We start from the raw sequence: 24,089 nt of genomic DNA, 5'->3' as shown, positions 1-24,089 counted from the left end.
CGCACCAGGGCTTTGGCCGGAGAAGTTCAAATAGCTGCTCCGACCCGATGGACCGCCCGCCTCCTCTCAAGCTGCCAACCGGGGAAACAAGCGGAGCGACACCCCCTTCAGTACTGCGATCACTATTACGGCAAATCACACGCAGCACTCGATGGTGGGTACGACAGGGGAGAAAGCCAAGAGCAAGATCAATGACTTATGGCCCCCTACCTACTTTTAAGGCGCCTTGATTTCAAATGAGAATTTTTGGCGGCGCCCGCACCCTCCAAAGGTGGGGCTCGGCTGGGACGACCTCGAAGGCCTGCCAGAGTGACGGCCTCGGATCACACCCACGCTCACGGGGAAGGCGCGGAACCATCTCAAATGCCGTGCCATAGATGCCACAAGCATCAGAGGGCTCAACGCCTAGCGCGACGGCCAGGGCTTGGATGTTGTCGAGTGTGAGGTTAATCAGCCCGGCCTCAATCTCCTAGAGCCTCAAGGCTTGCGATCCTCGACCTTCAAGCTCGATCGTCCCGTCCTTTCGGAGCAGCGCAAGCGGCAGGAATTTCTCCATAGCGCGGGGTTCAAGACGCTTGGCCAAGTTGAGCTGTTCAAGTCGAACAGCGACTTCCACGAGGCGCTCGCCCTTATGTCGGGTAACAGGTTCTTGGCCCAGACCGTCGCCCGTCAGAACGAATTGCGGCGCCTGATCGAATACCGTCAGACGCTCGACCGCGATCGGGTATGGCGGCAACCAGGCGAGCACCTAGCCATCATCGATCTGCTGGAGAAGGGCTCGCTCGAAGGCGCCGCCAAGCTTCTCGACAAGCATATCGGCGGAGCCTTGAAGGAGAAGGCCCCGCCTGAGCTTTTCGGATCGTAGCTCAGGATTCGGCACGAATGAGCGCGGCCATCGAAAATAACGCATGCGAATAGCCAGACCTTGTGCTCCCGATGTCCCGCGGGACGTCAGCTCTTGTGAAGGATTGCGGATGCCGGCCGCAGCGGTGACGGTGTGGAATATGCGGGCGGCTTGCGCCCGAAAGCCTCCAAGGGAGGAAACCGCGCATGATTGGCAGGTCACCCGTCCGAGTGCCGGATGCTTGCTTGCCAAGACCTCAGCGTACGGATCCTTGTAGAGAACCGAGCGCCCTGGCCTATAAGCTACGAACATCGGCTCGCTTGATCCCAGGATAATTTGGACAAGCGTTGTCAGCCGAGGAGACCAATTCCCCAGAGACCCGACTCTCAAGCCTGGTCGCGAGATCGGCCTCCATCTGCCGCATCAAATCGCGGGTAAACGCTCTGAGGTTCTCCATGTCGGCTGCGTCCTAGGGAGAGACAATGAACCGGAAATGATGCCGGTCACCCCTGCCCAGCGCCTCGAACGCAGCCTCATTCGCCTGATCGCCCGCGGCGTCGAACATCCGTGCCGGCTGGCCATCGCGAGTGACCCCGTCCCTCTTGAGATAGGTGAGATGCGCCGCCAGGGGCGCTGACCTGGACGCCCGGCCCTTGTGCCTAGCGATCCGCGCCTTCACCGTGACGCGCCGCACCGGGGCGAACAGCCGTTCACCAGAAACCGGTCAAGCTCGTCACTCCAGAGGCTCATCTTCGGAAGCGGCTGCGTCTCTCGCTCGTATCGGACTTCGTTGCCTCGGAACCGATGACCTCGCGTACTACTTTGCACGATACGCCAAGCTCGCGGCAGATCGCCTTGACCGGTTGACCATGAACAAAATAGGCGCGACGGATCTTCGCAATCGTCGACACCACCAGCACCCCAACCGCGGCTTCCATCACTTGTTCGAAGCCGCGGCGGCCCTTGCCGCGGAGGGCATCGATCCGAAACAGATGTTTGTTGGAAGGAAACAATACGCCTTGATCAGATGGACAGGCGCATCGGCCACGGCAGCGCAGCTCGCGAAAACAAAACTGGCGTCTTATGAAGCCACCTCACTTGAAACTCTTGATTCCATCTTAAGATTGTATTCTATTACCACACAATTGAAAGGTGAGGGCACTCGCCGTACAATGGACTCCAACGGAAACTGAACCGTGAGTCAACGCTGGCGCCCATCGCTAGAGCCAAGCAATAGAGCCCGTTTCTGCAGCGGGCTTTCGATCTGCGTTGAGTTTTGGACGAGCCTTCTCGGAATGGTCTGGCAGATGCGCCCTCGCCTCCCCCCGTTGAACGCGCTTCGCGCCTTCGAAGCAGCAGCTCGCAACCTCAGTGTCACGAAAGCAGCCGACGAGCTCTGCGTAACGCCAGCTGCGGTGACGCAGCAGCTCAAGATTCTGGAAGACGCACTTGGTCGTCGCCTGATCCGCCGCGTTGGCCGCGGCGTAGAGTTGACAGAAAACGGCCAGCAACTCTTTCCCGTACTTTGCCGAACATTTTCAGATATTTCGTCGGCAGTCACAGGGCTGACGTCGCATAGCGCGTTGAAACTTAGAACCAGCTTTCTGGCGACCGTCGCACAGAGATGGCTGGCGCCGAGGTTGATCGGCTTTCGGCAACAGTTTCCGGATATCGCCGTCGCCGTCTCAACGTCGTTCCGCCTGGTCGATTTTACGAGAGAGGATATCGACGTCGCCTTGCGGCTAGGCTACGGATCCTGGCCGGGGCTCCATTCGACGTTCGTGATGAACGAAGAGCTGTTCCCCGTTTGCTCGCCCACCCTGTTTCGCGAAGCCGCACTTCCTGCTGGATCAGACCTGCTTCGTCGCCATTCACTGGTCCATACCATCGTTCGGCCGACGGACTGGCAAGCTTGGCAGGTCGAGGCCGGACTCGAGGATTTCGATACCACTTCAGGATTTCATTGCGAAAATTCTGCGCTCGCGCTCGAGATGGCCGAATATGGGTTGGGACTTGCCATCGGCCGAACGCCGCTGGTCATCTCTGCACTCGCATCAGGACGACTGATGGCGCCATTTGCGGCGCGCCTCTCGAATCCAATGTCCTACTATCTGGTCTGTCAGGACACCGCCGCGCGGCGCCCCGAGATCGCACGCTTTCGCGACTGGATCGTAAATGAAGGTATCGAAACGATGGAGGCGATCAAGAAATACATCCGGCGATCCCATCCCTAGGTCAACGGCGCTATTCAATCACTTGTTTTCAGAGCTGCACAAGAAGAGCCGTGCCGTAGTCCGCCATCGCGCGATCCCAATTCACATCCATGTGTGCAGCCATGACCTGGAGATCGCACCAGTGGCGCTGCACCGGGTGCGTCTGCGCGATGACGGAAGTTCCAAGCTGGGACATCAGCTGTTGCACGGCGTTCATGCATAAGCGGGTCAGCCTGGCCCGGTCGCGCTTGATCGCTGCGTAGTCTCTATCGGAGAGATCGCGGCCGTTGCAGCCCGCCTCATGCAGTCTCGATAAAATGCTGCGATACAAAAGCCGTGCGCATTCGATATCGGCGATGATCTCGCCGGCGCGCATGGCAAACGCCCATTGGTTCCCGTTTGGCTGCCGTCCATGCCGCTCTCGCATGATCGCAAGTCCCGCCGCCACCGCTCCCTCCGCACAGCCGAGCAGAGGACCGACGATCACGCTGGTCAGATAGGGAATAAGAGAAACCGACTGCAAGTAGTGACCGCCGCGTTCCGCCGAACGCCCGAGAACATTGTCCAGCGGCTGCGCCCAGCTTTCTGAAAGCGAACGATCGCGGATAATGATGTCGCGCGACCCGGTCCCTGCCATTCCAATGGCCTGCCAATCATCGCCGATCTCGATGTCGATGGCTGGCAGCAGCGCCATAACCGTCCGGGCGTCGCGTCGAGACGGATGCAGGCATGAGCCGGACACGATCACCCATGTCGCATAGTCCACGCCGGAGCCGAGCCGCCAGCGACCATCGACCCGATATGCGCCACCGTCCCGCGATATTCCGCCGGCCGCCGTCGCCGATCCTGTCGTGACAAGTTGACGAGCTCCGCCGCGGAAGACCGCGTTCAACGCCTCCGCTGGAAATCGCGATACGATCTGAATGTGTCCTCCAACGAGGCCCACGATCCATGCTGTCGAAGGGCACGCGCGCGCCGCGAGCCTTGCAACTTCTGCAAGGACAGGCCAATCCAATTCAAGGCCGCCGAAACGCTTCGGCATCGCGAGCTGAAGCAATCCGGCGTCGAACAGCTCATCGACGGACTCGCGCGGCAGCTTCCCAAGCCTGCGGGCTTCCTCCGCACGTTTGTGCCATCGTGGCAACAACGCCTCGACGCTCGCATAGAGCGTCGCGAGCGACGGCTGGTCCGCTCCCCAATAGACCGTCCCGTCCAGCCTATCCATGCGCACGCTCCAGCACCTTTCGCAACATTGGCCGCTCGAAGACGAACTGATCTTCAATCAAGGGCGGGCCGAGAAGGCGGACGAACTCCTCGATGCGCTGCCCGTCGTTCGAGGCGACGAACTCGTAGAAATTCGTGCTATTCCACAACAGATAGCAGTGCGAGAAGTGTCGTCCAATCGAGCTCACGAGCTCGTCGAGGAGAACCTCGCCCTCATACATGCGCAGCAGCATCTGCTGCCGTTTCCACTCGATCTCTTCGGGCGTAAAATAGTGCGCCTTGTGCTGCTCGTCCTTGACGCGCTCCCGTCGTTCGTACTCGAGGCGGTCGGTGTGATCGAGCTTTTCGAGAAAGAAGACCAGCCCGTCGTCCCTGAGCATGCGACAGCCCTGCTCGATCTGGAAATCGCGGTCCTTGCCGTAAAACTGAAAGGCGGCCGTTTCGTAGATATAGTCAAAGCCGCCATGGAAATCCTCGTCGTCCACCAGCGTGCGAAGTACGTCCCCGTCGAGCTTGAGGAACGACGTCGGAATGAATCTCGACAGGGCCGGATCGGCAAAGCGCTCAAAATGCTCTTCGTTCGCCCTGTTCGGAGAACAAGTCAGTGTCTTGACCGCGCCGCCGGAAAACGCAGCAAGCGTGCGTCCGTTGGAACCGTCGAAGGCATCGATCTCATAAAGCAGGCAGGGCCGACCGCTGCTTTCGGCCCGCTGCCTCGACAGACGGCTCAGCGCCACGCCCACGCGCGACACTTCCTCGAGGATGCCTGGAATGCTGGCGAGGAAATGCGAGAACAGTGGTCCCGCCTTCGGTACCAGCCGGTCGTGATACTCCAGCACGTCGGTATCCGCTATCCGGTTGCGGATCCGCGTCAGCACTGGCTGCCGCGGCACCTGTGCCGCTCCGGTCGCCAACTGCTCGAATTGCTGCGCCAATCTGATCATCGAAGATTGCTGAAGATAGGCGTCGACGTCGGTCGCAGGTCGATTGGTCATGCCCGAAGACCTCCACTGATGCTGGGCCGAGGATGAGAATGAGGATGAGGATGGGGATCAGGACAATGCGCGGGTCGCGGTCTTTCCCGACGCGGTCCGCGGCAGCGCCGGTACGAACTCCACGAAGGCGGGCACCATGTGCCAATCGAGATGCATCGTGCAGTACTCGACCAGTTCGTGGCTCGTGATGGACGTCGCCTGCTCCGCAACGATCAATGCCTTGGGGAGATGTCCGACGGATTCGTCGGCGACGGGGACTACAGCCGCTTCCGAAACCGCGGGGTGGGCCATCAGCAATTGCTCGATCTCTCGCGGATTGACCTTGAACCCGCTCCGCGCAAAAGCGTCGTCCTTCCTTGCGACGTAGTAGAGATACCCCTGGCCATCGACGCGGAATAGGTCGCCCGTCAGGAACACCCGAGCTTCACCGGCCGCCCCCTCAATCATTCGGGCGGAGGTTTCGTCCGGCATGTTCCAATATTTCTGCATCAGCAGGTCGCCGGCAACACCGAGCTCGCCGACCTGCCCCGGCTCGGTCACGAGGGAGCGATCCTCGGCAAACAGATAGGTCCGCACGCCGGGAATGGCCCGGCCGACCGACTGCGGCCGTTGATCGATCTCGTCGGGCGGCAGAAACGAGACGCGCTTGCACTCCGTGAGCCCATAATTCGAGAAGATCTGGACGCCCGGCCACGCCTCTCGCAAGCGGCGGATATGCTTCACCGGCAGGGCCTGCCCGCTCGTGGAGATATAACGCAGCGATCTCGGCGCGCGCCTTCCCAGCGCGCTCGCCTTTAACAGATGGAAGATGAAGGGAGGAAACACCTGCAGCCCAGTCACGCCGTGGGCATCGATGAGATCGATGATCTCATCGGGATCGTCCGGCAACGCGCGCTCGACGAGCGCGGTCCCTCCGAACATGAGCGGCATCATCACATTATAGAAGCCGTAGTCGGAGCCCAAGGTCGAATAGCTCAGAACCACATCCTCGGACGTGTTCCTGAGATAGCCGGTCACCGATTCGAACGCCGCAATCATATTCTTGTGATTGACGGCGACGCCCTTCGGGCGCGACGTCGAGCCCGACGTATAGAAGATGACTGAAATATCCTCTTCCCGCACCTCCCGGAAAAACGAGCAGTCGCGTTCTGGCACGGCAGCAGAAAAATCATCGTTACAACTATAGATTGTATAATCTAACTGGCGCTCCCGCAATTCGGCCGCCCGATCGGTGATCACCGCACAAGCACCGGAGTCCCGAAGCTCGAACATCAGCTTTCGGAGCCCGAAGGTGTGATGAACTCCCACGAGGACTGCACCGGCCTTGAAGATGCCGAGAACAACACCGAGCAAACGGATGGAAATCACGCCATAGATCGCGACCCTGTCTCCAGCACGGATGCCGTCATCGACGAGACGACCGGCGACCTGATTGCCGATATCATCCAGCTCGCGATAGGTCGCGCACGCGCCATCGATCTTCACCGCGATCTTCTCTGGGCAGTCTCGAACACTGCGTTCAATATAGTGATGGAAAAGGCACACTCGGAAGCTCCCGCAACCTCTGGATGAGTTTTTATAACAAAGAGTCGCAGCTCATGGTAGGAGAATTCCGTTACACGTCGTGTTGTGCAAAATGACTGAGGAAACATGTTTGTACGCGATCTCGAAGAAGTCGAAAAAACAGGCCGGTTCGTCGAGTGGGGAAATGGCACGAGCCACCGGCTATTGACGGCGAGCGATGGAATGGGTTTCGCCGTATGCCATACCGTGGTTCGCGCCGGCACAGTATCAAGGTTGCAATACCGATCTCACCTGGAAGCATGCTATTGCATCGCGGGGGAAGGTGAAGTCGAGGACATGCAAGGCAATGTGTATCGGCTCCGCCCGGGCAGCATCTATGTTCTCAACGAACATGACGAACACTATCTGCGCGGCGGCCCGACGCAGGATCTGGTGCTGGTGAGCGTGTTCAATCCGCCCCTTGCCGGTCACGAGCAGCACAATCTCGACGCCGACAGCGGATCGTCTTACTAAGGCGGTTCATCAGCTGGTTGGGGTTGCTCGTTGGAACTGAAGCATCAAGCCTTCTTCTACTCTCTCTTCCTCTCACGGCTCGCGGACCAGATCCTTCTGTTTCTGGTCCCGCTCGTCATCTTCCAGTTGACCGGCAGCGTCGCCTGGTCGGGAGCGGCATTCCTGCTCGAGACATTGCCGCGCTATTTGTCGTTTCCGATCTGCGGGGTGCTGTGCGATCGAAAATCCCCTTTGGCGCTGTTGCACATTAGTCAGCAGCTTCGTGCCGTGGCCTGCTTCGCAGGCATGATCGCCTACGCGGGCTTCGGCGGAATCGGCTGGCTGATCGGGATATCTGTGGCCTGCGGCGTTCTGACGACGCAGGGGCTGATGGCGCGCGAGGTTCTGCTGCCTCAAGTCTTTCATCGGCACAGGTTCGAGAAGGTCGCCTCCTACACCCAGATTGCCGATCAGCTCGGCATGGTGCTCGGGCCGCTGGTCGCCGCCGGTCTTCTCAAGCTATGGTCCTGGGAATACGTGGTGATCTCGACGACCGCCCTGTTCATGGCGGCTGACGGCGCCATGATCATCTGGCAGCGATTCGTCCGGCCGACATTGGCCGAACCGACGCCGGCGCCAAGCGGCTGGACACTGCCGCTGAAAACCGCACTTCGGCACGTCATCGGACGACCGGGCCTGGTCGAGACCGTCCTTCTCGCAGCCGCCGTCAACCTCATCATTGGCGTGACCCTCGCAACGTCAGCGGCAATGGTGACCGGTGTCCACGGAGAAACAGACTCCTACTATGCCGTTCTTCAGGCCGCAGGCGCGATCGCGACCGTGGTCATCTTGTTCGCCACCGCGCATGCGCCTGCGTCCCTGCAGGTCTTGGGCGTCATCAGCTATGCGATGATCTTTGCCGGCGGCGCCGTCTCCGGACTGGCTTCCCACGCCCACGTCTACGCGCTCGGCTTCGTTCTCGTTGTCGGTTTCGACAAGATGTTCAGTGTCTTCATTCGCAGCCTGCGCATGAAGATCATTCCCCGGGAAGATCTCGGCAAGACGACGGGCCTGATCATCATGCTGAACAACCTGTCCCAACCTCTCGCCGGCCTCCTGGTCAGCGTATTCGCCGGCCGTTACGGCGCCGGCACGGTCATTGTCGCGCTGTCGCTCTTCATGGGCCTGCTCGGCCCGCTCGTCGCGGCGATCTGGCTTCGCCGGACCGCCCCGACGGTCAGGCTGGACCAACGATGATGTCCCCGCCGCGTCATCGACCGTGGCGGGGGCTCGGCGCCGACACCGAAGCTGCCGCCGTTGACGCAGGCGCGCGATTGCCGCCCGATTGCGCCAGATGCTCAACGAGCATCTTGGTCACGGTCGAGAGCCCGGCGGGATCGCGGGTCACGATCTTCAATTCCCGATAGGCCCAGTCGTCCCTGAGCGGAATCGCCTTGATGCCCATGCCCGAAGCCAGCACTTCGAATGCCCGATCCGGGATCAACCCGACACCCAGGCCACACTGCACCATCCGACAAATGGCATCAAAGCTCGGTACGTTGATCCGCAGATTGACCGCCTTTCCAGCCTCCGCGGCTGCCGCGCGCGAACGGGTGTAGATCGCGCTATCGGCGTGAAAGCCGATATGATCAAAATCCAGGCTTTCCACGAAATCGATCGATGCCCGATCGGCCAGCGGATGATCTTGCGGCACCGCCAGCGCAAGCCGGTCGCTGCGATAGGGACGCGCAAACAGGTCACGGCTGTTGGTCGTGGACACACAGATGCCCACTTCCGCATACCCTTCCTCGACGGCCTTGACGACACCCGCACTCAGTCTTTCCTCAAGGTGGATCTTGACCAGACTGTGGGTCGCGAAGAAGGCCGGCAGGTCGTCGGGAAGGAATTCGACGATGGCCGATACGTTCGCGAGCATCCGGATGTGGCCCCTGATGCCCATGCGGTATTCGTCGAGCTCCGCGCCCATCTTCTCGACGCTCGTCAGCATCGATCGCGCGTGATGCAGCAGGGATTCCCCGGCGGGAGCCAGCATCATGCCCTTGGAGTGCCGGACAAAGAGGTCGGTTCCAAGCGCCTCTTCAAGCTCCGCAAGGCGCTTGCTCACCGCGCTCATGGCAATGTTTTCCCGCGACGCCGCGCGCGTCAGCGTCCCCTCCTCGCACACCGCGACGAAGAGCTGGAGCGACGTCAGATCGATACGCCGGATGAGATTGTTGATTTGTCGCATCAGTCCTTCAATTCCCGTGGGCCATGAGCGATCCTCCCGACGATCTCCGCCCCCCGCGCAGCCAGTGCGCGGCACTACCGTAAGTAAGCCTGACCCACCACACCCCGGTCAAGGTCGAAAGAGACCGTAAATCCCTCCTGGGCGTGAGTGATCTTCGATGTCCGATGTCTCGCCGTAGCGGCCGGCGGACCTTCGTCGAACGCGAAGGGTGCCTTGCCTAAAAAGCGTTGGCGCTCTCCGGCAGGGCTCATCATCCTGCCGCCACCTGGGAGTCAGTGAGACGGACTATGGCCGGAATCTCCGAAAGACATGACCTCGCAATCTCGCGGCCGCTCGGGCCTGCGCCGGAGGCGCTCGGCCCCGGCGCGTCAACGACGACCGTGTCCAGGACACACAATATTGTCGGCGTAGCGCTGGCGGCGATCGGGGCGGTGGCGTTTTCCCTTCGCGCGATATTCGTCAAGCTCGCCTATGAGGACATGAGCGATCCTGTGACGCTGCTGGCCCTGAGAATGATCTTCTCACTGCCCTTCTTCGTCATTGCGGTTGTCCTGTATCGGGGGCCTTCCGGCGGCCGGACGCTTCCGTCAATCACCGCACACGACGCGATGGCGCTCGCCGCCCTGGGCTTCGTCGGCTACTATCTGTCAAGCTTCCTCGACATGATCGGGCTGCAATATGTCGCCGCCGGCGTCGGCCGGCTGATCCTGTTCGTGTATCCGACCATCGTGGTGGTGATCTCCTCGGTCGTCCTCAGGAAGCCGATTACCCGGCGCGAGCTGATCGCGCTGGCGATTACATATATCGGTGTCGCGCTGGTTCTTTCGGGGCAGCTCGACAAGAGCAGTGAAAATTTCTGGCTCGGTGCGCTGCTCGTCATGCTGAGCGCGGTGAGTTTCTCGGTCTATCTCGTTGGAAGCGGCGAAGTCGTGCCGAGGCTCGGTTCGATACGCTTCACGGCCTATGCCACGACCACGGCCAGCGTGTATTGCATCGTTCAGTTCATGGCACTCCGCCCGCTGAGCGCGCTCGTGCTGCCCACCCGGGTCTACCTGCTCGCCCTCTGCATGGCGCTGTTCAGTACCGTGATGCCGGTCTTCATGATGGCCGAGGCGCTGCGCCGGATCGGCGCAAGCCGCGTCGCGATGATCAGCGCCCTCGGCCCTGTGGCCACCGTCGTTTCAGGATATCTAGGGCTGGACGAGAGGATGTCGCCGATTCAGTCGGCCGGCGGCCTGCTGGTCGTGATCGGCGTGCTCATCGTTGCCGCCCAGGCCCGTGCCATGGACAGGAAATAGCCGATCATCCGGCAAGGGCCGCGGCAGATGCTGCTCAGGGGATGAGAAGCGTCTTTCCGACCGTCTTGCGGCTGTGAAGATCACGGTGCGCCTGGGCCGCCTCCATCAAGGGAAGGGTCTGGCTGATCCTCGGCTTGATGGTTCCTCGCGAGACGGCAGCCATCAGCTCCGAAGCAGACGCCACGAGATCCTCGCGACGTGCGATGTACGTCCAAAGCGTCGGCCGCGTCAGGTATAGCGAGCCCTTTTCGGCGAGAATTCGCGTCTCGAAGGGCCCGATCGCCCCGGAGGATTGGCCGAACGAGACCAGCAGCCCGAACGGCTGAAGGCAATCCATCGAGCTCACGAAAGTATCGCGGCCAACCGAGTCGTAAACGACGCGTAGCTTCGCACCCTTGGTGAGGTCGCAGACACGCTCGACCAGATTCTCGCTCCGATACAGGATCGTATGGGTGCATCCGTTGGCGCGCGCGAGCTCGGCCTTCTCTTCCGTGCCTACGGTTCCAATGACGGTCGCACCGAGACTTGCCGCCCACTGGCAGAGAATGAGACCGACACCGCCGGCGGCAGCGTGCACCAGGATCGTGTCGCCGGGCTGCACGGAATAGGCGCGCCGAAGCAGATAGTGCGCGGTCATGCCCTGAAGCGCGATGGCGGCGGCTTGATGATCGGTGATGTCATCGGGCACCTTCACCAGCCGCTCAGCGGGAACGTTGCGCAGTCGGGCGTAGGCGCCCAGGCTTGCAATCGCGTAGACGACGCGATCTCCGGGCCGCAGACCGGCCACCCCTTCTCCGAGGCATTCGACGATCCCCGCGGCTTCGAAGCCGATGCCGCTGGGCAGCGGCGTCTTGTAGAGCCCGGTGCGGTAGTAAGTATCGACATAGTTCAGGCCGATGGCGGTCTGCCGCAATCTCACCTGGCCCGGCCCTGGCGGATCGAGCCTCGACTGCTCCACGGAGAGCACCTCCGGTCCCCCGGTTTGACGAATGAGGACGACCTCCGTGTCCTCGGCGAGCGCGTCGGTGCGGCCCGCAATCTTCGACGGCATCGCGGTCATCGGTACTCCCCTGTCCCGTACTGCAGATTCGTGTCGCCGCCAGGCCAGGCCTGCTGCGCCGACTGGCGCCGAAATCGTTCGCGCCAGCGGAGCAGCGCGGCCGGATTGCGGATGTGCAGCGGATCCCGCCCCTGGATCACGCGCATGACGTTCTCAACCGCGGTCGGCGCGAGCGAGGCGAACAGCTCCCGCGTACAGCCGACCGTATGCTCGGTGAGGATGACATTCTCCAGCCCGCGAAGCGGATGATCCACAGGGGGAGGCTCCGTCTCAAAGACGTCGATGGCCGCGCCAGCGATCCGTCCGGCGGAAAGCGCCTGCGCCAACGCCGCCTCGTCGACGATGCCACCGCGCGAGGTGTTGATGACGCAGGCCTCGCGCTTCATGCGCGCGAACTCCGCAGCTCCGAGCAGCCCGCGCGTCTCGGCGGTCAGCGGCAAGTGAACGCTGACGACGTCGCTGCGCGCCAGCAGTTCGTCAAGCTCGACGAAACGCACGCCGGCGACCGGCGTCTCATCCGGATGTCTGTCATAAGCCAGAATCTCGGTGCCCCAGCCTTGCAACCGTCGCGTGACGGAGCGCGCGATGCGGCCGAACCCGATCAGCCCGATGGTCTTGCCGGACACCATGCGCGCCGACAGTTCATCCGCCCGCGCACGGGCGGACCGCAACGCGAACTGGCGCTGCTTGCGCGGCAGGTCCAGCAGGAGAGCCGCAATGAGCATCACGGTTGCCTCCGCCAGGCTTTCGACGTTTTCGGCCGTCGCGCCGTTTGCGACGATGATGCCGCGATCGGTCGCCGCCGGCAGATCGATCGAATCCGTGCCTATCGAGGCAAAGACAACAGCGTGTAGCCGAGGCGCGACCTCGAGCATCGCCGCGTCGATGATGGTCCGCGAGCTGATCAGGAGCACTGATGCCGCCTCGAAGTATCGTCGGGCGGTCGAAAGCGCGTAGCGCGTGCGGTGTGGCGGCGGTTCGGCGTGGCCGCGGATAACATTGCAACCTGCCGCTCCCAAGGCTGCGGCCGCGTGGTCCAAGGTGTCGCCGAGAACCCGGTCGCTGCCGACGAACACCGTGGCGCCAGCTACTCGGGCTTGCGCCGGCTCAGACAACACGACGGACACGCGAGTCGTCTCCACGAATGGCAAAATCGACCGCGGCACCGACAAACGCCTCCAGCGCCTCCTCGCTCATCCATGCCATGTGCGGCGACAGCAGGACGTTGTCGGTCTGGAGCCAGGGCGATCCCGGTCCGATCGGCTCATCCTCAAAAACGTCGAGTGCCGCACCGGCGATCCGACGCGCGTTCAACGCCTGCCGCAATGCTTCCCCATCCACGAGACCGGCGCGGGCGGTGTTGATCAGAAACGCCGTGGGTCGCATCAGATCGATCAATCGCGCATCGAACAGGCCTTTGGTCGTCGGGCTCAATCTCATATGCAGACTGATCACGTCACTGCTGGCTGCGAGCTCGTCCAGCTCTGTTCGCCGGACACCTAGTTCCGCGGCTCGTCCATCCGTCAGCGACGGACTCCAGGCGACAACCCGCGCGGAGAACGCCTTACACAGTTCAGCGACACGGCCGCCGACGCGGCCCAGCCCGACGATACCGACCGTCTTGCCGAACAGCCCTCGGCCGAAGCTCGCATGCCATCGTCCGGATCTCAGCTCCAGGCACCCATCCGTCATCCGCCTGCCAATGGCGAGCGCCAGCGCGATCGTGTACTCGGCAACCGAGGCTGACGCCAGCCCGGGGGTCTCGTACACCGCCATGTTCCTGCGTCCGGCCGCATCGAGATCGACGCTCGCGCCGATCGGGCCCGCCACAATGATCCGCTTGGCCGACGACGCCTCGAGCACCCCGGCAGACAGCGGGCGCGCCGAGAAGAACTGGAGCACCGTTGTCACGTCGCCGATCCGCCGTGCCAGCGCATCGGCGTCCTCCGGACGGTCGTGATGTATGAGCACGCCGGCCTGCCCCTGCAGGTGTCGCCGGAAAGCTGCTTCAATGACCGGGTTGCCGCCGCAATCCGGAACGGCGATGTCGACGCGGCGATCGTGCAGAGGCGACCCGGATACGGCAAGATGTCCTCCGTCGGTCATCTCTGCAACTCCTCGACTGGAATCGCGCAAGCCGCAAGCCAGTCCCAATAGCTCTCTTGTTGCCGGCTGAACTCGATATAGTGATGCCTCGTTGCGAACACCGTTTCACGATAGGGCCCGATCAGCCTGCCGAGCCAACGGCGCGCAACGGCGAGATCGATGATCGGATCACGCTCCGGCGCCGCGAGGAACGTGGGTACCCTCAGCGTCGCTCCGGTCTCCGCGTATGCGTCTTCGAGATGCACCAGCGTCGACCGCGTGCTGTCCGTAACCTCGCGAAGCATCAGGGCATCCGCCGACATGAAGCGCAGATAGACCTCCTCCTCCGTGTAGTCCTCGTCCTTGAGCGTGACCGCGACTCGGCCAAGACCTCTGCACGCGCGGAAGCGGCCGAGCTTCTCCGGATCATGGCGAGCCCGCTGCTGCCCCAGTGCCGGCGCGCAGAAAATCAATGCCTCCGCGCGCAACTGCCCACTGGTGCATAATCCAGCGAGAACGCTGCCGCCCAGGCTCTGGCCCAGCACCGCCAGCGGCGCATCCGGCACCACTTCCCGCGCGGCCTTTATACCCATCAGATAGTCCGACAGCAGAAGCTCGAGCGTGGCGACGTGACCACGCTCGCCGCCACTCCGTCCCGATCCGCGACGGTCCAGCGCGACAACTGCCACGTCCCTGGCCGCCAGTTGCGGCCCGGTCTCGAACAACCATCCGGCATGGCTCTGGATGCCGTGGATGTAGAACAGGGCAGCTCGGGGCTCGGCAGGCGCCCAGTAATGTAGGGCAAGCTCGGTGCCATCCACCGCCCGTATCCACTTGATCGCCGTCCCCTCCATCTCAGACGCCTCAGGCTGCGGGAGTCGAAGCTGCGGCAACGTCCTTCACTGGAAAGCTCGGATATTCGCCGGCCTCCCACCGCCGAATCATTCCGTCCGCGACGACCTGTGCGAACTCACGCCGCCCTGGTAGCGGCAGCTTCTGACCCGCAAGCATCGCGCGGGCATCCTCCCAGGATTTCCGCCATGCTCCTGCGTCGACCACAGCAGAACCGGGATCTGCCTTGCTGCGCACGCGGATATTCGGGAACCACGGCCGATCGGTCGGTTGATGCGCCGGGTAGTAGCGGAAGTCGAAGCTCCAGCGCACCTGTGCCGTCTTGTTCAACCTGGAGCCATGCGGCGCCTTCTTGTGCAACAGCACGATATCGCCGAACTTGACCGGCAACGGGATGCTGTTCCTCTCAAGGCGATCGATCAGCGCGGCATCCATCGGCCAAGGCAGCAACGTGTCGTCATTGTGCTCGCCTCCCACGACCGCCAGGCATCCGTTTTCCTCGTCGACGTCGGTCGTCGGAATCCAGACCGTCAGCACGGTCGTTTCGTTCGACTGCGGGAGCTGGCCCATCGCGTCCTGGTGCCAGAGGGTCGGCGCGTAGATCGTCTCGCCCTTCCGGCCGCCGAACTGCTGGACCTCTCGCGCCGGCAGCTTGATCCGGCAATGCTGATTCGGGCTTGCGTTGATCTCGGATCCGAGAATGCACTCGACGACATCCAACACCTTCGGATTCTGGAGTAGCGACAACACGCCGGGGCCGACATGAAACTCGCTGTCATCCTGGATGAACGAGAACGGCATGTGCGGCAACGTGATATCGAGCTCGGCAAGCAGCGTAAGCGGAAATCCCGGAAGCTCGACCAGCCGCCTGAGGTGCTCCTGGAACGGCAGCCCGCCATGATCCTCACCGCCCGAGAACAGTCCCTTTGCGCGCCATGTCCTGACTCGCTCCCGCAGCAGCTCGTCGTACTCACGTCTCACGGGAACGAAATCCGCCTCATCCAGAACACCTCGGACAACCAGATATCCCTGCTCTTGGAAGCGAGCGACGTCGGCTGCGTCGAGCGCAGGCGTGCGCGAACCTGATACGGTCATGGTGGCCAACTCCATCTATGGATCGATTCACGTCGATGACGGGATGAACGAGCCTGCCCCGTCGAGCAGCATGCCAATATCGCGAAGGATCTTCAGCCCCGAGGCGTCGCGCTGAAGCCAATGATGCTTGACCTGCGCCGAAGCCACTCCACCGCTGATCTTGTGCTCGGCAAGCCTGGCGAAGGCGCCGGGGACCAGCTTGACTATCGTCAGCGGCGCCAGCCGGCCGCTGGACAGCTTGTCGGCATATTCCAGATTGACCCTGCTGAGCGCTGCATCGATGCGCGTTGCCAGTGTCGCTTGCATCAGCTCGAGCTTCGGCGACCACTCGAGCGCGACAGCGTAGTGAGGCGGCGTGCCCCAGACCGGGAAGCAGCAGAAGTTCGGCGTCCCGGCCGACCCAGATTCGATCGTACGCGACACCGCCGAGAACACATCAGCTTCGGTCAACTTTTCGCCGGTGAACGAACTACATGCGCCGCTTCTTCCGATGAATTCGAGCCTTGGCACCGCCCCAACCCAGCCCACGACGCGATACACGTCGCCGACGTCATACCGATAGAGACCGTTGGCCTGGGTCATCACGAGCCTGTAGCAGCGCCCGACCTCCAGTTCCTCGAAAGTCAGCGTTTCGGCACTTTCCGATGGAGCGACGTTCTCCAAAATATCATCGACCGGAACGAACTCGTAGAGTCCCTGGGTCACCGCGAGAGGGCCGGCACTGCGGTGCATGTCGACCGGGAGCGTAACGATGCCTTCGGTGCCCGTCGTGCTGAAGGGAAGCCGCGTGGCATCGGGGACCAGGCGATCAAGCCAATTCTCGTAGAGTTGCGCCGACGCGCTGTTCCAGCAGACGATGAGCGACAGATTGGGCCACAGATCCGAGAGAAGCAACTCACCGCCGCGCAATTTGAGCTGCCCTTCCAGGCGGCGCGCGAGGTCCTGGCCGCCCGCAGCCGAGGCGCTGCCCCTGACGTCACGGATCAGCCGCGTTGCGAATTGCCGCAACGTCTCTGCCAACATGATGATCTTGCTCGGGTTCACCGAAACAATCAGCCGCACGTCACAGAATGCCTGCATGCACAGCCGCTGATAGAGCCGCTCGGCATATCCGTCGGGATCGCTCTCGCATGAGAACCAGGGCGCGCCGTACCATGGCGGCAACCAGTCGGATTCCCCGAGCGGCTCCGGCCGCTGTGTAATGCTGTAGACGGGAAATCCATGAATGCTCTGCCTCGCCGTCTGCGGCTCCCATGACAGATCCAGCACGTTCTCAACCTTCGGCGTATCGAGCCGGAGCATCCTGAAATAGAGGCCCCATTGCGCGTAAAGCGCCGGTCCGCGATAGGCGAGCCGCCAATGCCGTGTCGTCGGAACCAGCTTTGCTTGGCCGGTGGTTCCTGACGTCTTCAGGAACGCATAGGGATCGTCCCGCGTCAGTACCTTTCGCTCTCGGGCAAGCTGTCGATCGATATACCCCCTGAGCTGGCCGTAACTGCGGATCGGCACTGCCCGCCTGAATTCATCGAAGCTGCACACACCTGCGAGCGCGTGCTCCCGCTCGAATGCCGTTCCAGTCAGTTCGCGCAACACATCGTGGAAGACGGTCCCAACGGTCGCATGCGGAGATTGACAGATCAGGCGCTGACGATCGAGCGCCGCCTCACTCTGTGCGCAAAAGCGGGCCATGCGGCTCACGTCGTCGGCGGCGCCTCCGACGCTCGTCGTTCGGACGCCGGCCGTTCCACCATGCTGGATGCGGGAAACTCGACTCTGTTCTGTGGAGAGGTCCTGCATGATGTCCGACCTATCTTCATTTGTAGATCACCGCCGTCTCGCAGGGATTGATACTGACGGCTCGCGCAAAGCGTCAATTTAGATTTCCTGTCCCGGTTCTAGAAATTCTAAAACGACCTTCGCTTCGCAGTTTGGCAATGTCCTGATCTCAGCAGATCGGACGGATGCAATGATACAATTGATGGACGTCTACGCGATTGCGATGCCGATGCGCCGGACATTCGTTCATGCAACCATGGCACGCCACGAGAGCGACGGCATTCTTGTCTGCGTCGACGTCGATGGCGTAACCGGCTATGGCGAAGCAGCTCCTCGTCCCTATGTCACTGGCGAAACCACCGCGACCGTTCTGAAGGCCCTCGCCTCTTGCGCATTGAACGAACTCGATGCGCAGATCGACTGGCGTTCGCTTCAGACCGTCGTCGCAAGCCTGAAGGCTCTGGCGCTGCCGAAGATGCTATCCGTCGGTGGTCGGCTGTCGCCCGCTGCAGCCTGCGCCTTGGAGACCGCCCTTCTCGACGTGGCCTGCCGACTCCACGGCCGACCGATGGCTTCTGCATTGCACGCCGCGGGCCTCGGCGAAGACATGTTACGACCCGTGCCTTGCGCCGTTTCAGCCGCTCTGGTCGTCGACCTCTCGACCTCTCCGGAGGAGATGGTCGCGCGCGAGTTTGCGCTCGCGAACGGCATCAAGCACGTCAAGCTGAAAGTCGGAGCGGATGGCGATCAGGCAGTGGAACGCGTGAGACGGTTTCGCGACCTGATTGCGCCATCGATCTCGCTTTCGGTGGATGTGAACGCGGCTTGGACCCTGCCACAGGCGATTGCCGCCTGCCGGCAGTTGCAGGGTCATGGCGTGGCATGGCTCGAGGAACCGCTGCGGCCCAGGGACTGGGCGGGCCTCCGGCAATTGCGCGAAGAGGCTAGGATCCCTTTGATGCTGGATGAATCATTCGTGGACGAGAACGATCTCGCCACGGCGATCGACCAGCGCGCCTGCGACCTCGTCAATATCCGCGTGTCGAAATGTGGTGGCCCACTTCGAGCGGCAGGCCTGGCCGATACGGCGTTTCATTCCGGCCTCGGCTATCAGATCGGCGTCCAGGTTGGCGAACATGGTCCGCTCTGGGCCGCGGGACGCGCGCTCGCGACATCGCTACGCAACGCCAGCGCGTGCGAGGTTGGGCGCGCAGACGAATGGTTTCCTCGCGACACGACGATCCCACCCTTCCCGATCGATCGCAAAACCTATCTTGCGCCGCCACTGTATGGCCACGGACACGGTCTCGTTCCGGGACCGGCGTTGTGGGCGCACGCAAGGCACGCCTTTTCGCATGTCGCGACAACACCTCGTTCCGCTCTCGTCGAGGCAGAACGGCGCGTCACAACTTGGAACGCTGAGGCTCGGGGATGACGACATCGTTGATCGAACACAAAATGGCCCTGGTCACCGGTGCGGGCGCCGGCATCGGCGCAGAGGTCGCGCGCCGCCTTGCAGATGCGGGAGCGCGGCTCCTGCTGGTCGACAAGGACACGACCGCACTCAACTCCATTCGCCGTCAAATCGGCGATCACCGTGCCGCGTGCCTGCCGATCGACGTCACCGATATCGCAGCCGTCAGCGACGCCATCCAATGTCTCTCGGACGCACAGCGTCCGGACATCCTCGTGAATGCCGTCGGAGGAGATGCGAACTCCATCCTGCTTGCGGACCTCGATGAAACGTACCTGGAGACCTCGATGAGACACAATCTGACGAGCGCCTTCACCATGACGCGTCTATGTGCGCCAGCGATGCGTCAGCGACGGTGGGGTCGCATCGTCAACTTTGCATCGATCGCCGGCCGCACCTACTCCTACTTCAGCAACGCCGCCTATGTCGCGGCAAAGGCGGCCGTCATCGGGCTCACCAAGCAAACGGCCTATGAGCTTGCCCCCGACGGCGTCTGCGTCAATGCAGTCGCGCACGGCCCGATCGCCACCGACCGCATCCAGGCAGCCTGGGCGAAGCATAGCCCTGAACGGCGGCGAGCGATTACCGAACGCATTCCGATCGGGCGACTGGGCACTGTGGACGAGGCAGCTGCCGTTGTGATCCATCTGTGTTCGCATGAGGCGGGTTACACCACCGGGACGGTGATCGACATCAATGGGGGGCTGTTCATATGAACTGGACGACCACGGAACGAACGACGACGGCCGAGCGGGTCGCCGGCCCATCAGCGGACTACGGGTTGGGCGGCAAGGTCATCATCGTCACCGGCGCCAGCCAAGGCATCGGCCGCGCCGCCGCGCTGGCATTCGCGGCCTGCGGAGCTCGTGTCGTCCTGGCGGGACGGCAGACCGGCTCCTGCGAACAGGCGTTGGCCGCGCTACCGCCAGATCAAACGATGATCGTGCCGACCGACGTGCGAGACGAGCAGAGCGTCGCGCGTCTCGTCGACATGACCGTCCGCCGGTTTGGTCGGCTGGACGCTGCGTTCAACAACGCAGGCACGTTCGGCAATTTCGTTCCGCTGCACGAGGACGATAGCGACAATTTCGATCAGGTCGTCGGGACCAATCTGCGCGGAACATGGCTTTGCACCAAGCATGAGATTCGCGCGATGCTGGAGTCAGGCGGTGGCGCGATCGTCAATTGCGCATCGGTCGCGGGGCATATCGGACACGCCCAGAGTGCCATTTACAGCGCAACCAAACATGGCGTCATCGGCCTCAGCAAGTCGGCCGCACTTCAATACGCGCGCCGCGGCATTCGGGTCAACGCAGTGAGCCCTGGCAGCACGGACACGCCGATGCTCAGGAGCATCTACCCGACCGAGGAGCAACTGAGCGCTCGCGGATCACGCGCGCCACTCGGCCGGATCGGACAACCGGACGAGATCGCACAGGCTGTTCTCTGGCTCTGCTCTCCCATGGCTTCCTATGTGACAGGGCAGACCGTGGTGGTCGATGGCGGCGTAACGGCCGGCCAGGCCTTGGTGGCCGAACGCAAATAGCAGCCGGGAACGCATATCAATGGAGGAAGCACCGAATGTCAGTCATCCTGGGCAGCGGCGATTTCCGCTACATGGTCACCGAGGGGTGGGGCGAACTGCCGGACGGCTGGTCTTATGGCGACGTAGCCGCGGTCGGCGTCGACCAGAAGGATCACGTCTACGTCTTCAACCGCGGCGCGCATCCCGTGATCGTCTATGATCAGGACGGCCGGTTTCTCCGGTCCTGGGGTGAAGGCCTGTTCTCGCGTCCGCATGGGCTGCACATGGGACCGGACGACACGATTTTCCTGACCGACGACGGCGATCATACCATCAGACAGTGCACGTTGGATGGGAAGGTTATGCTCACGATCGGAATTCCGATGCGGCCGTCCCCTTACATGAGTGGAGAGCCGTTCCATCGTTGTACGCACACGGCTCACTCGCCGAACGGCGACATCTACGTGTCCGACGGCTACGGCAACGCATGCTGCCACAAGTTCTCGCCATCGGGGAAACACCTCATGTCATGGGGAGAATCCGGCAGCGACCCGGGTCAGTTCAACATCGTGCACAACATCTGCTGCGACGCGGAGGGATGGGTCTATGTTGCGGATCGGGAGAATCACCGAATCCAAGTGTTCGATGCGAACGGTCGCTACGAGACTCAATGGAACAATCTCCATCGCCCATGCGGACTTTACATGCCGCCGGGAAAGAAGCAGCTCTGCTACGTTGGTGAGCTCGGCCCCTCGCTTCCTGTCAACAAGAATGCTCCGAATCTCGGACCCCGCGTGACCATCGTCGACAACCGTGGCGGGACTGTCGTCCGGCTCGGCCATTTGCATGCCGGCGAAGCGCCCGGTCAGTTCATCGCACCGCATGGTGTTGCGGTCGATTCTCACGGAGACATCTACGTTGCCGAGGTGTCGAATGCGGTCTGGCCGTCCATCAAGCCGCCACTCGAGCCGCCGCGGGAGCTGCGCTGCCTGCAGAAGCTGACCAAGCTTTCCTCTTAGCTGGAATGCGTGCAGTTTTCTCCTCCATTGAGGCACAGCGGCTATTTTGCCGGTTGGCAAACAAGCGCGCTCCGCACAGATGGGCGATATCAGCCGCTGCCGGCAACTCAGGTCAAGGTGCCGGCTGTCTGCGAAGGGGCACGTCTCCGCATTTGAATCTGTGAGTTCATCGTGAGTCCCCGGCGACGGCCGCCTTGCGCCGGAGCTGACGCTTGTTGAAGCCATAGGACTAGTCCCGGAACTAGTCCTATGGCCAAAGCGGAAGTGGAAGTGATCACGTCGGAGCGGCGACGGCGGCATTGGTCGCGGGCCGACAAGGAGCGTGTCGTTGCTGCAGCGCTTCAGCCGGGCGCGACGATCCTACGAGTGGCGCGAGCGTTCGGGGTGCATTCCAGCCAAGTGTTCCGCTGGCGCCAGCAGCTGTGCGGGAAGGAGACGCCGCCGCCCGGCTTTGCCGCCGTGACGATCACTGCCGATCCGCACGCGCCGGCTGCCCGTACGCAGGGGCTGATCGAGGTCGAGATCGGGGCGGAGGCGAAGATCCGGATCAGCGACGCGGCGGATGCCGCGACGGTGACGGCGGTGATCGCGGCGCTTCGGGCGGGCTCGCGATGACGATCCCGATCCTCTCCGGCACCCAGGTCTGGCTGGCGACCGGCCATACCGACATGCGCAAGAGCTTCGACGGTCTTGCGCTGCTGGTCCAGGAGACGCTGAATCGCGATCCGCATGGCGGCCATCTGTTCGTGTTCCGTGGCCGCAGCGGCGGGCTGATCAAGATGCTGTGGCACGACGGCCAGGGCATGTGCCTGTTCGCCAAGCGGCTGGAGCGCGGCCGATTCATCTGGCCACAGCCCGTGGATGGAGCGGTGGCGATCACGCCGGCACAGCTCGGCTATCTGCTCGAAGGTATCGACTGGCGTCATCCGCAGCGGACGTGGCGGCCGGAAGCCGTTGGCTGAGCGCTTGAACGTGACGAGGCTGATGCACGCAGGACGGAGCTGTGATTCCATCTCCTGCGATGATCACAGCCGATTCACTCCCCGATGATGTCGCGACGCTGAAGGCGCTGGTGCTCGCTGGCCAGGCCGCGCTCACCGAGGCGACGACGGCCCAACTCGCGGCAGAAGCCAAGGCGCGCAATCTGGAAGCCGAGGTCCGTGCCCGGGCGCTGCTGATCGAGCAGATGAAGTTCACGATCGCCAAGCTCAGGCACGAGCTGTACGGGCCGTCGTCGGAGCGCGCGTCGGTGCTCGAGCAGCTCGAGCTCGAACTCGCCGATCTCGAGGAGGCCGAGGATGAGGCTGCGGCGCAGATGGCAGCCGAGCGGGCCAAGGCCGAGAGGGTCGACGTACGTCCGTTCGAGCGGCGGCGCCCGGCACGGCGGCCGTTGCCCGAGCACTTGCCGCGCGAGCGCATCGTGCATCCTGCGCCGGCCTATTGCCCGTGCTGCGGCGGCGACAGGCTGCGCAAGATCCGCGAGGACGTGAGCGAGACGCTGGAGCTCGTGCCACGGCAGTGGAAGGTGATCCAGCATGTCCGTGAGAAGTTCTCCTGCCGCGCCTGCGAGGCGATCACGCAGCCGCCGGCACCGTTCCATCCGATCGCGCGCGGACGCGCGGGACCGCGCCTGCTGGCGCACATCCTGTTCGCCAAATACGGGCCGCACCTGCCGCTCACCCGACAGAGCACGACCTTTGCGCATGAGGGTGTGGCGCTCGACGTCTCCACGCTCGCCGACTGGCTCGGTGCAGCGGCTGCGACCTTGATGCCGCTGGTCGATGCGATCAAGGTGCACCTGCTCGCAGGTGAGCGCATCCATGCCGACGACACCACGGTGCCAGTTCTCGCCAAGGACAAGACGCGCACCGGCTGGGTGTGGACCTATGTCCGCGACGATCGTCCCTTTGCCGGGCACGCGCCGCCAGCAGCTGTATTCTACCGTACCGGCGCACATCCCGAGACGCATCTTGCCGGCTATGCCGGGCTGATGCAGGCTGCATCGGCCAAGGCTCCGAGATACGACGGCGCAACACGATTGATCGGTCAACCCACACTCCGAGTCGCAGATCCTGCACTCGCGCGTAGCTCAACCGAGTTCTTCGCCGGAGTTCGCTAGACTACGATCAGTGCCGAAATCGCCTTTGACTTTGCTGACAAAAAGCTCGATTGCGGCACTCAGCTCGACTGACCGGCACGGTTGAACGTAAGCCATGTCAATGGCTTGGTGTTCAACCGGCGAGCCGCTTTTATCTTGCAGCTTTAATCGGCCGGATGTAACCGTCCGGTCTGCACACCTTCCCCCTCGTGTGTTGTCGTTCCATTTCGAGTTCTCTGCTGCTGTGGAGAATCTCCGGTGGGATCC

At 62.5% G+C, this 24,089-nt stretch carries 22 protein-coding genes and 2 pseudogenes; 12 read left to right on the top strand and 12 right to left on the bottom strand.

Going from position 1 to position 24,089, the window contains the following annotated elements; translation table 11 throughout:
* Window positions 1-424 precede the first annotated feature (424 nt).
* Window positions 425-865 (top strand): FCD domain-containing protein, encoded by a 441-nt coding sequence (locus QX048_RS33325; protein WP_315715441.1) that lies wholly within the window; start codon window positions 425-427, stop codon window positions 863-865.
* Window positions 866-1,229: 364 nt separating this feature from the next.
* Here QX048_RS33325 and QX048_RS33320 read toward each other — a convergent pair.
* Window positions 1,230-1,562: pseudogene (locus QX048_RS33320) on the bottom strand (type VI secretion protein); the annotation flags it as partial.
* A pseudogene (locus QX048_RS33315) lies at window positions 1,559-1,764 on the bottom strand (IS21 family transposase); the annotation flags it as partial. The pseudogenes QX048_RS33320 and QX048_RS33315, both read right to left, overlap by 4 nt.
* Window positions 1,765-2,139: 375 nt before the next feature.
* On the opposite strand from QX048_RS33315, the gene gcvA reads away from it, so the two are divergent.
* Complete coding sequence (gene gcvA / locus QX048_RS33310; protein WP_172179974.1) at window positions 2,140-3,078, top strand: transcriptional regulator GcvA; 939 nt, start codon at window positions 2,140-2,142, stop codon at window positions 3,076-3,078.
* A 28-nt stretch (window positions 3,079-3,106) separates the two neighbouring features.
* On the opposite strand, the gene QX048_RS33305 is transcribed toward gcvA, so the two are convergent.
* Genes QX048_RS33305 through QX048_RS33295 form a run of 3 tightly spaced genes read right to left on the bottom strand, consistent with a single transcriptional unit; the run spans window position 3,107 to window position 6,821 of the window.
* A complete protein-coding gene (locus QX048_RS33305; RefSeq protein WP_172179972.1) occupies window positions 3,107-4,282 on the bottom strand; it encodes an acyl-CoA dehydrogenase family protein in 1,176 nt (391 codons plus the stop codon).
* Entirely contained in the window at window positions 4,275-5,276 is a 1,002-nt protein-coding gene (locus QX048_RS33300; protein ID WP_315752130.1) for a hypothetical protein, read from the bottom strand. Before QX048_RS33300 ends, QX048_RS33305 begins: the two co-directional genes overlap by 8 nt.
* A gap of 57 nt (window positions 5,277-5,333) precedes the next feature.
* Window positions 5,334-6,821 carry a class I adenylate-forming enzyme family protein gene (locus QX048_RS33295; RefSeq protein WP_315752131.1) on the bottom strand — a complete coding sequence of 496 codons (1,488 nt, stop codon included), beginning with the start codon at window positions 6,819-6,821 and terminating at the stop codon, window positions 5,334-5,336.
* A 105-nt stretch (window positions 6,822-6,926) separates the two neighbouring features.
* Between QX048_RS33295 and QX048_RS33290 the strand changes: the two genes are divergently transcribed.
* Window positions 6,927-7,313, top strand: coding sequence for an ectoine synthase (locus QX048_RS33290; RefSeq protein WP_172179966.1), 387 nt, complete (start codon window positions 6,927-6,929; stop codon window positions 7,311-7,313).
* Between the two features lie 30 nt (window positions 7,314-7,343).
* Complete coding sequence (locus tag QX048_RS33285; protein ID WP_172179964.1) at window positions 7,344-8,549, top strand: MFS transporter; 1,206 nt, start codon at window positions 7,344-7,346, stop codon at window positions 8,547-8,549.
* Window positions 8,550-8,562: 13 nt separating this feature from the next.
* Here the strand turns inward: QX048_RS33285 and QX048_RS33280 are convergent, their stop codons facing one another.
* Entirely contained in the window at window positions 8,563-9,540 is a 978-nt protein-coding gene (locus QX048_RS33280; RefSeq protein ID WP_315752132.1) for a LysR family transcriptional regulator, read from the bottom strand.
* Window positions 9,541-9,827: 287 nt separating this feature from the next.
* On the opposite strand from QX048_RS33280, the gene QX048_RS33275 reads away from it, so the two are divergent.
* Window positions 9,828-10,838 (top strand): DMT family transporter, encoded by a 1,011-nt coding sequence (locus tag QX048_RS33275; RefSeq protein WP_172179960.1) that lies wholly within the window; start codon window positions 9,828-9,830, stop codon window positions 10,836-10,838.
* A 34-nt stretch (window positions 10,839-10,872) separates the two neighbouring features.
* Here QX048_RS33275 and QX048_RS33270 read toward each other — a convergent pair whose 3' ends face one another.
* The 6 genes from QX048_RS33270 to QX048_RS33245 are packed head-to-tail and all read right to left on the bottom strand — an operon-like array spanning window position 10,873 to window position 17,727.
* Window positions 10,873-11,889: a quinone oxidoreductase family protein gene (locus QX048_RS33270; RefSeq protein ID WP_172180200.1), complete on the bottom strand. Its 1,017-nt coding sequence runs from the start codon at window positions 11,887-11,889 to the stop codon at window positions 10,873-10,875.
* Between the two features lie 5 nt (window positions 11,890-11,894).
* On the bottom strand, window positions 11,895-13,025 hold the full coding sequence (locus QX048_RS33265) for a 2-hydroxyacid dehydrogenase (RefSeq protein ID WP_172179958.1): 1,131 nt from the start codon (window positions 13,023-13,025) through the stop codon (window positions 11,895-11,897).
* A complete protein-coding gene (locus tag QX048_RS33260) occupies window positions 13,006-14,004 on the bottom strand; it encodes an NAD(P)-dependent oxidoreductase (RefSeq protein ID WP_172179956.1) in 999 nt (332 codons plus the stop codon). The genes QX048_RS33265 and QX048_RS33260 overlap by 20 nt, the downstream gene beginning before the upstream one ends.
* A complete protein-coding gene (locus QX048_RS33255) occupies window positions 14,001-14,837 on the bottom strand; it encodes an alpha/beta hydrolase (RefSeq protein ID WP_172179954.1) in 837 nt (278 codons plus the stop codon). Before QX048_RS33255 ends, QX048_RS33260 begins: the two co-directional genes overlap by 4 nt.
* A gap of 10 nt (window positions 14,838-14,847) precedes the next feature.
* Window positions 14,848-15,930, bottom strand: a complete 1,083-nt coding sequence (locus tag QX048_RS33250) for a phytanoyl-CoA dioxygenase family protein (RefSeq protein WP_315752133.1) — start codon at window positions 15,928-15,930, stop codon at window positions 14,848-14,850.
* A gap of 27 nt (window positions 15,931-15,957) precedes the next feature.
* Window positions 15,958-17,727, bottom strand: coding sequence for a GH3 auxin-responsive promoter family protein (locus QX048_RS33245; RefSeq protein ID WP_210261705.1), 1,770 nt, complete (start codon window positions 17,725-17,727; stop codon window positions 15,958-15,960).
* 181 nt (window positions 17,728-17,908) lie between these two features.
* Between QX048_RS33245 and QX048_RS33240 the strand changes: the two genes are divergently transcribed.
* The 7 genes from QX048_RS33240 to tnpC all read left to right on the top strand — a co-directional run bounded on the left by QX048_RS33240 (window position 17,909) and on the right by tnpC (window position 23,843).
* A complete protein-coding gene (locus QX048_RS33240) occupies window positions 17,909-19,141 on the top strand; it encodes an enolase C-terminal domain-like protein (RefSeq protein ID WP_316201040.1) in 1,233 nt (410 codons plus the stop codon).
* Complete coding sequence (locus QX048_RS33235) at window positions 19,138-19,896, top strand: SDR family NAD(P)-dependent oxidoreductase (RefSeq protein ID WP_172179948.1); 759 nt, start codon at window positions 19,138-19,140, stop codon at window positions 19,894-19,896. Before QX048_RS33240 ends, QX048_RS33235 begins: the two co-directional genes overlap by 4 nt.
* Window positions 19,893-20,726, top strand: coding sequence for an SDR family NAD(P)-dependent oxidoreductase (locus QX048_RS33230; RefSeq protein WP_172179946.1), 834 nt, complete (start codon window positions 19,893-19,895; stop codon window positions 20,724-20,726). The genes QX048_RS33235 and QX048_RS33230 overlap by 4 nt, the downstream gene beginning before the upstream one ends.
* 35 nt (window positions 20,727-20,761) lie before the next feature.
* The gene (locus QX048_RS33225; RefSeq protein ID WP_172179944.1) at window positions 20,762-21,724 is read left to right on the top strand and encodes a peptidyl-alpha-hydroxyglycine alpha-amidating lyase family protein; all 963 of its coding nucleotides are present in this window, start codon (window positions 20,762-20,764) and stop codon (window positions 21,722-21,724) included.
* Between the two features lie 249 nt (window positions 21,725-21,973).
* Entirely contained in the window at window positions 21,974-22,339 is a 366-nt protein-coding gene (tnpA, locus tag QX048_RS33220) for an IS66-like element accessory protein TnpA (RefSeq protein WP_172179942.1), read from the top strand.
* On the top strand, window positions 22,336-22,686 hold the full coding sequence (gene tnpB, locus QX048_RS33215; RefSeq protein ID WP_172179940.1) for an IS66 family insertion sequence element accessory protein TnpB: 351 nt from the start codon (window positions 22,336-22,338) through the stop codon (window positions 22,684-22,686). The genes tnpA and tnpB overlap by 4 nt, the downstream gene beginning before the upstream one ends.
* 59 nt (window positions 22,687-22,745) lie before the next feature.
* Window positions 22,746-23,843, top strand: a complete 1,098-nt coding sequence (gene tnpC / locus QX048_RS33210; protein ID WP_316159601.1) for an IS66 family transposase — start codon at window positions 22,746-22,748, stop codon at window positions 23,841-23,843.
* The last annotated feature ends 246 nt before the right edge of the window (window positions 23,844-24,089 follow it).

The sequence above is a fragment of the Bradyrhizobium sp. SZCCHNS30572 genome (assembly GCF_032484415.1).
Classification (GTDB): domain Bacteria; phylum Pseudomonadota; class Alphaproteobacteria; order Rhizobiales; family Xanthobacteraceae; genus Bradyrhizobium.
The sequence above is the reverse complement of the archived record's forward strand: the minus strand, read 5'-3'. Positions and strand labels throughout refer to the sequence as shown.

Coding starts and splice junctions, on each gene's coding strand:
- QX048_RS33230 (WP_172179946.1), top strand. CDS start 19,893: ATGAACTGGACGACCACGGAACGAACGACGACGGCCGAGCGGGTCGCC.
- QX048_RS33245 (WP_210261705.1), bottom strand. CDS start 17,727: ATGCAGGACCTCTCCACAGAACAGAGTCGAGTTTCCCGCATCCAGCAT.
- QX048_RS33275 (WP_172179960.1), top strand. CDS start 9,828: ATGGCCGGAATCTCCGAAAGACATGACCTCGCAATCTCGCGGCCGCTC.
- QX048_RS33300 (WP_315752130.1), bottom strand. CDS start 5,276: ATGACCAATCGACCTGCGACCGACGTCGACGCCTATCTTCAGCAATCT.
- tnpB (WP_172179940.1), top strand. CDS start 22,336: ATGACGATCCCGATCCTCTCCGGCACCCAGGTCTGGCTGGCGACCGGC.
- QX048_RS33305 (WP_172179972.1), bottom strand. CDS start 4,282: ATGGATAGGCTGGACGGGACGGTCTATTGGGGAGCGGACCAGCCGTCG.
- QX048_RS33235 (WP_172179948.1), top strand. CDS start 19,138: ATGACGACATCGTTGATCGAACACAAAATGGCCCTGGTCACCGGTGCG.
- QX048_RS33260 (WP_172179956.1), bottom strand. CDS start 14,004: ATGACCGACGGAGGACATCTTGCCGTATCCGGGTCGCCTCTGCACGAT.
- QX048_RS33280 (WP_315752132.1), bottom strand. CDS start 9,540: ATGCGACAAATCAACAATCTCATCCGGCGTATCGATCTGACGTCGCTC.
- gcvA (WP_172179974.1), top strand. CDS start 2,140: ATGGTCTGGCAGATGCGCCCTCGCCTCCCCCCGTTGAACGCGCTTCGC.
- QX048_RS33270 (WP_172180200.1), bottom strand. CDS start 11,889: ATGCCGTCGAAGATTGCGGGCCGCACCGACGCGCTCGCCGAGGACACG.
- QX048_RS33240 (WP_316201040.1), top strand. CDS start 17,909: ATGGACGTCTACGCGATTGCGATGCCGATGCGCCGGACATTCGTTCAT.
- tnpC (WP_316159601.1), top strand. CDS start 22,746: ATGATCACAGCCGATTCACTCCCCGATGATGTCGCGACGCTGAAGGCG.
- tnpA (WP_172179942.1), top strand. CDS start 21,974: ATGGCCAAAGCGGAAGTGGAAGTGATCACGTCGGAGCGGCGACGGCGG.
- QX048_RS33255 (WP_172179954.1), bottom strand. CDS start 14,837: ATGGAGGGGACGGCGATCAAGTGGATACGGGCGGTGGATGGCACCGAG.
- QX048_RS33250 (WP_315752133.1), bottom strand. CDS start 15,930: ATGACCGTATCAGGTTCGCGCACGCCTGCGCTCGACGCAGCCGACGTC.
- QX048_RS33290 (WP_172179966.1), top strand. CDS start 6,927: ATGTTTGTACGCGATCTCGAAGAAGTCGAAAAAACAGGCCGGTTCGTC.
- QX048_RS33225 (WP_172179944.1), top strand. CDS start 20,762: ATGTCAGTCATCCTGGGCAGCGGCGATTTCCGCTACATGGTCACCGAG.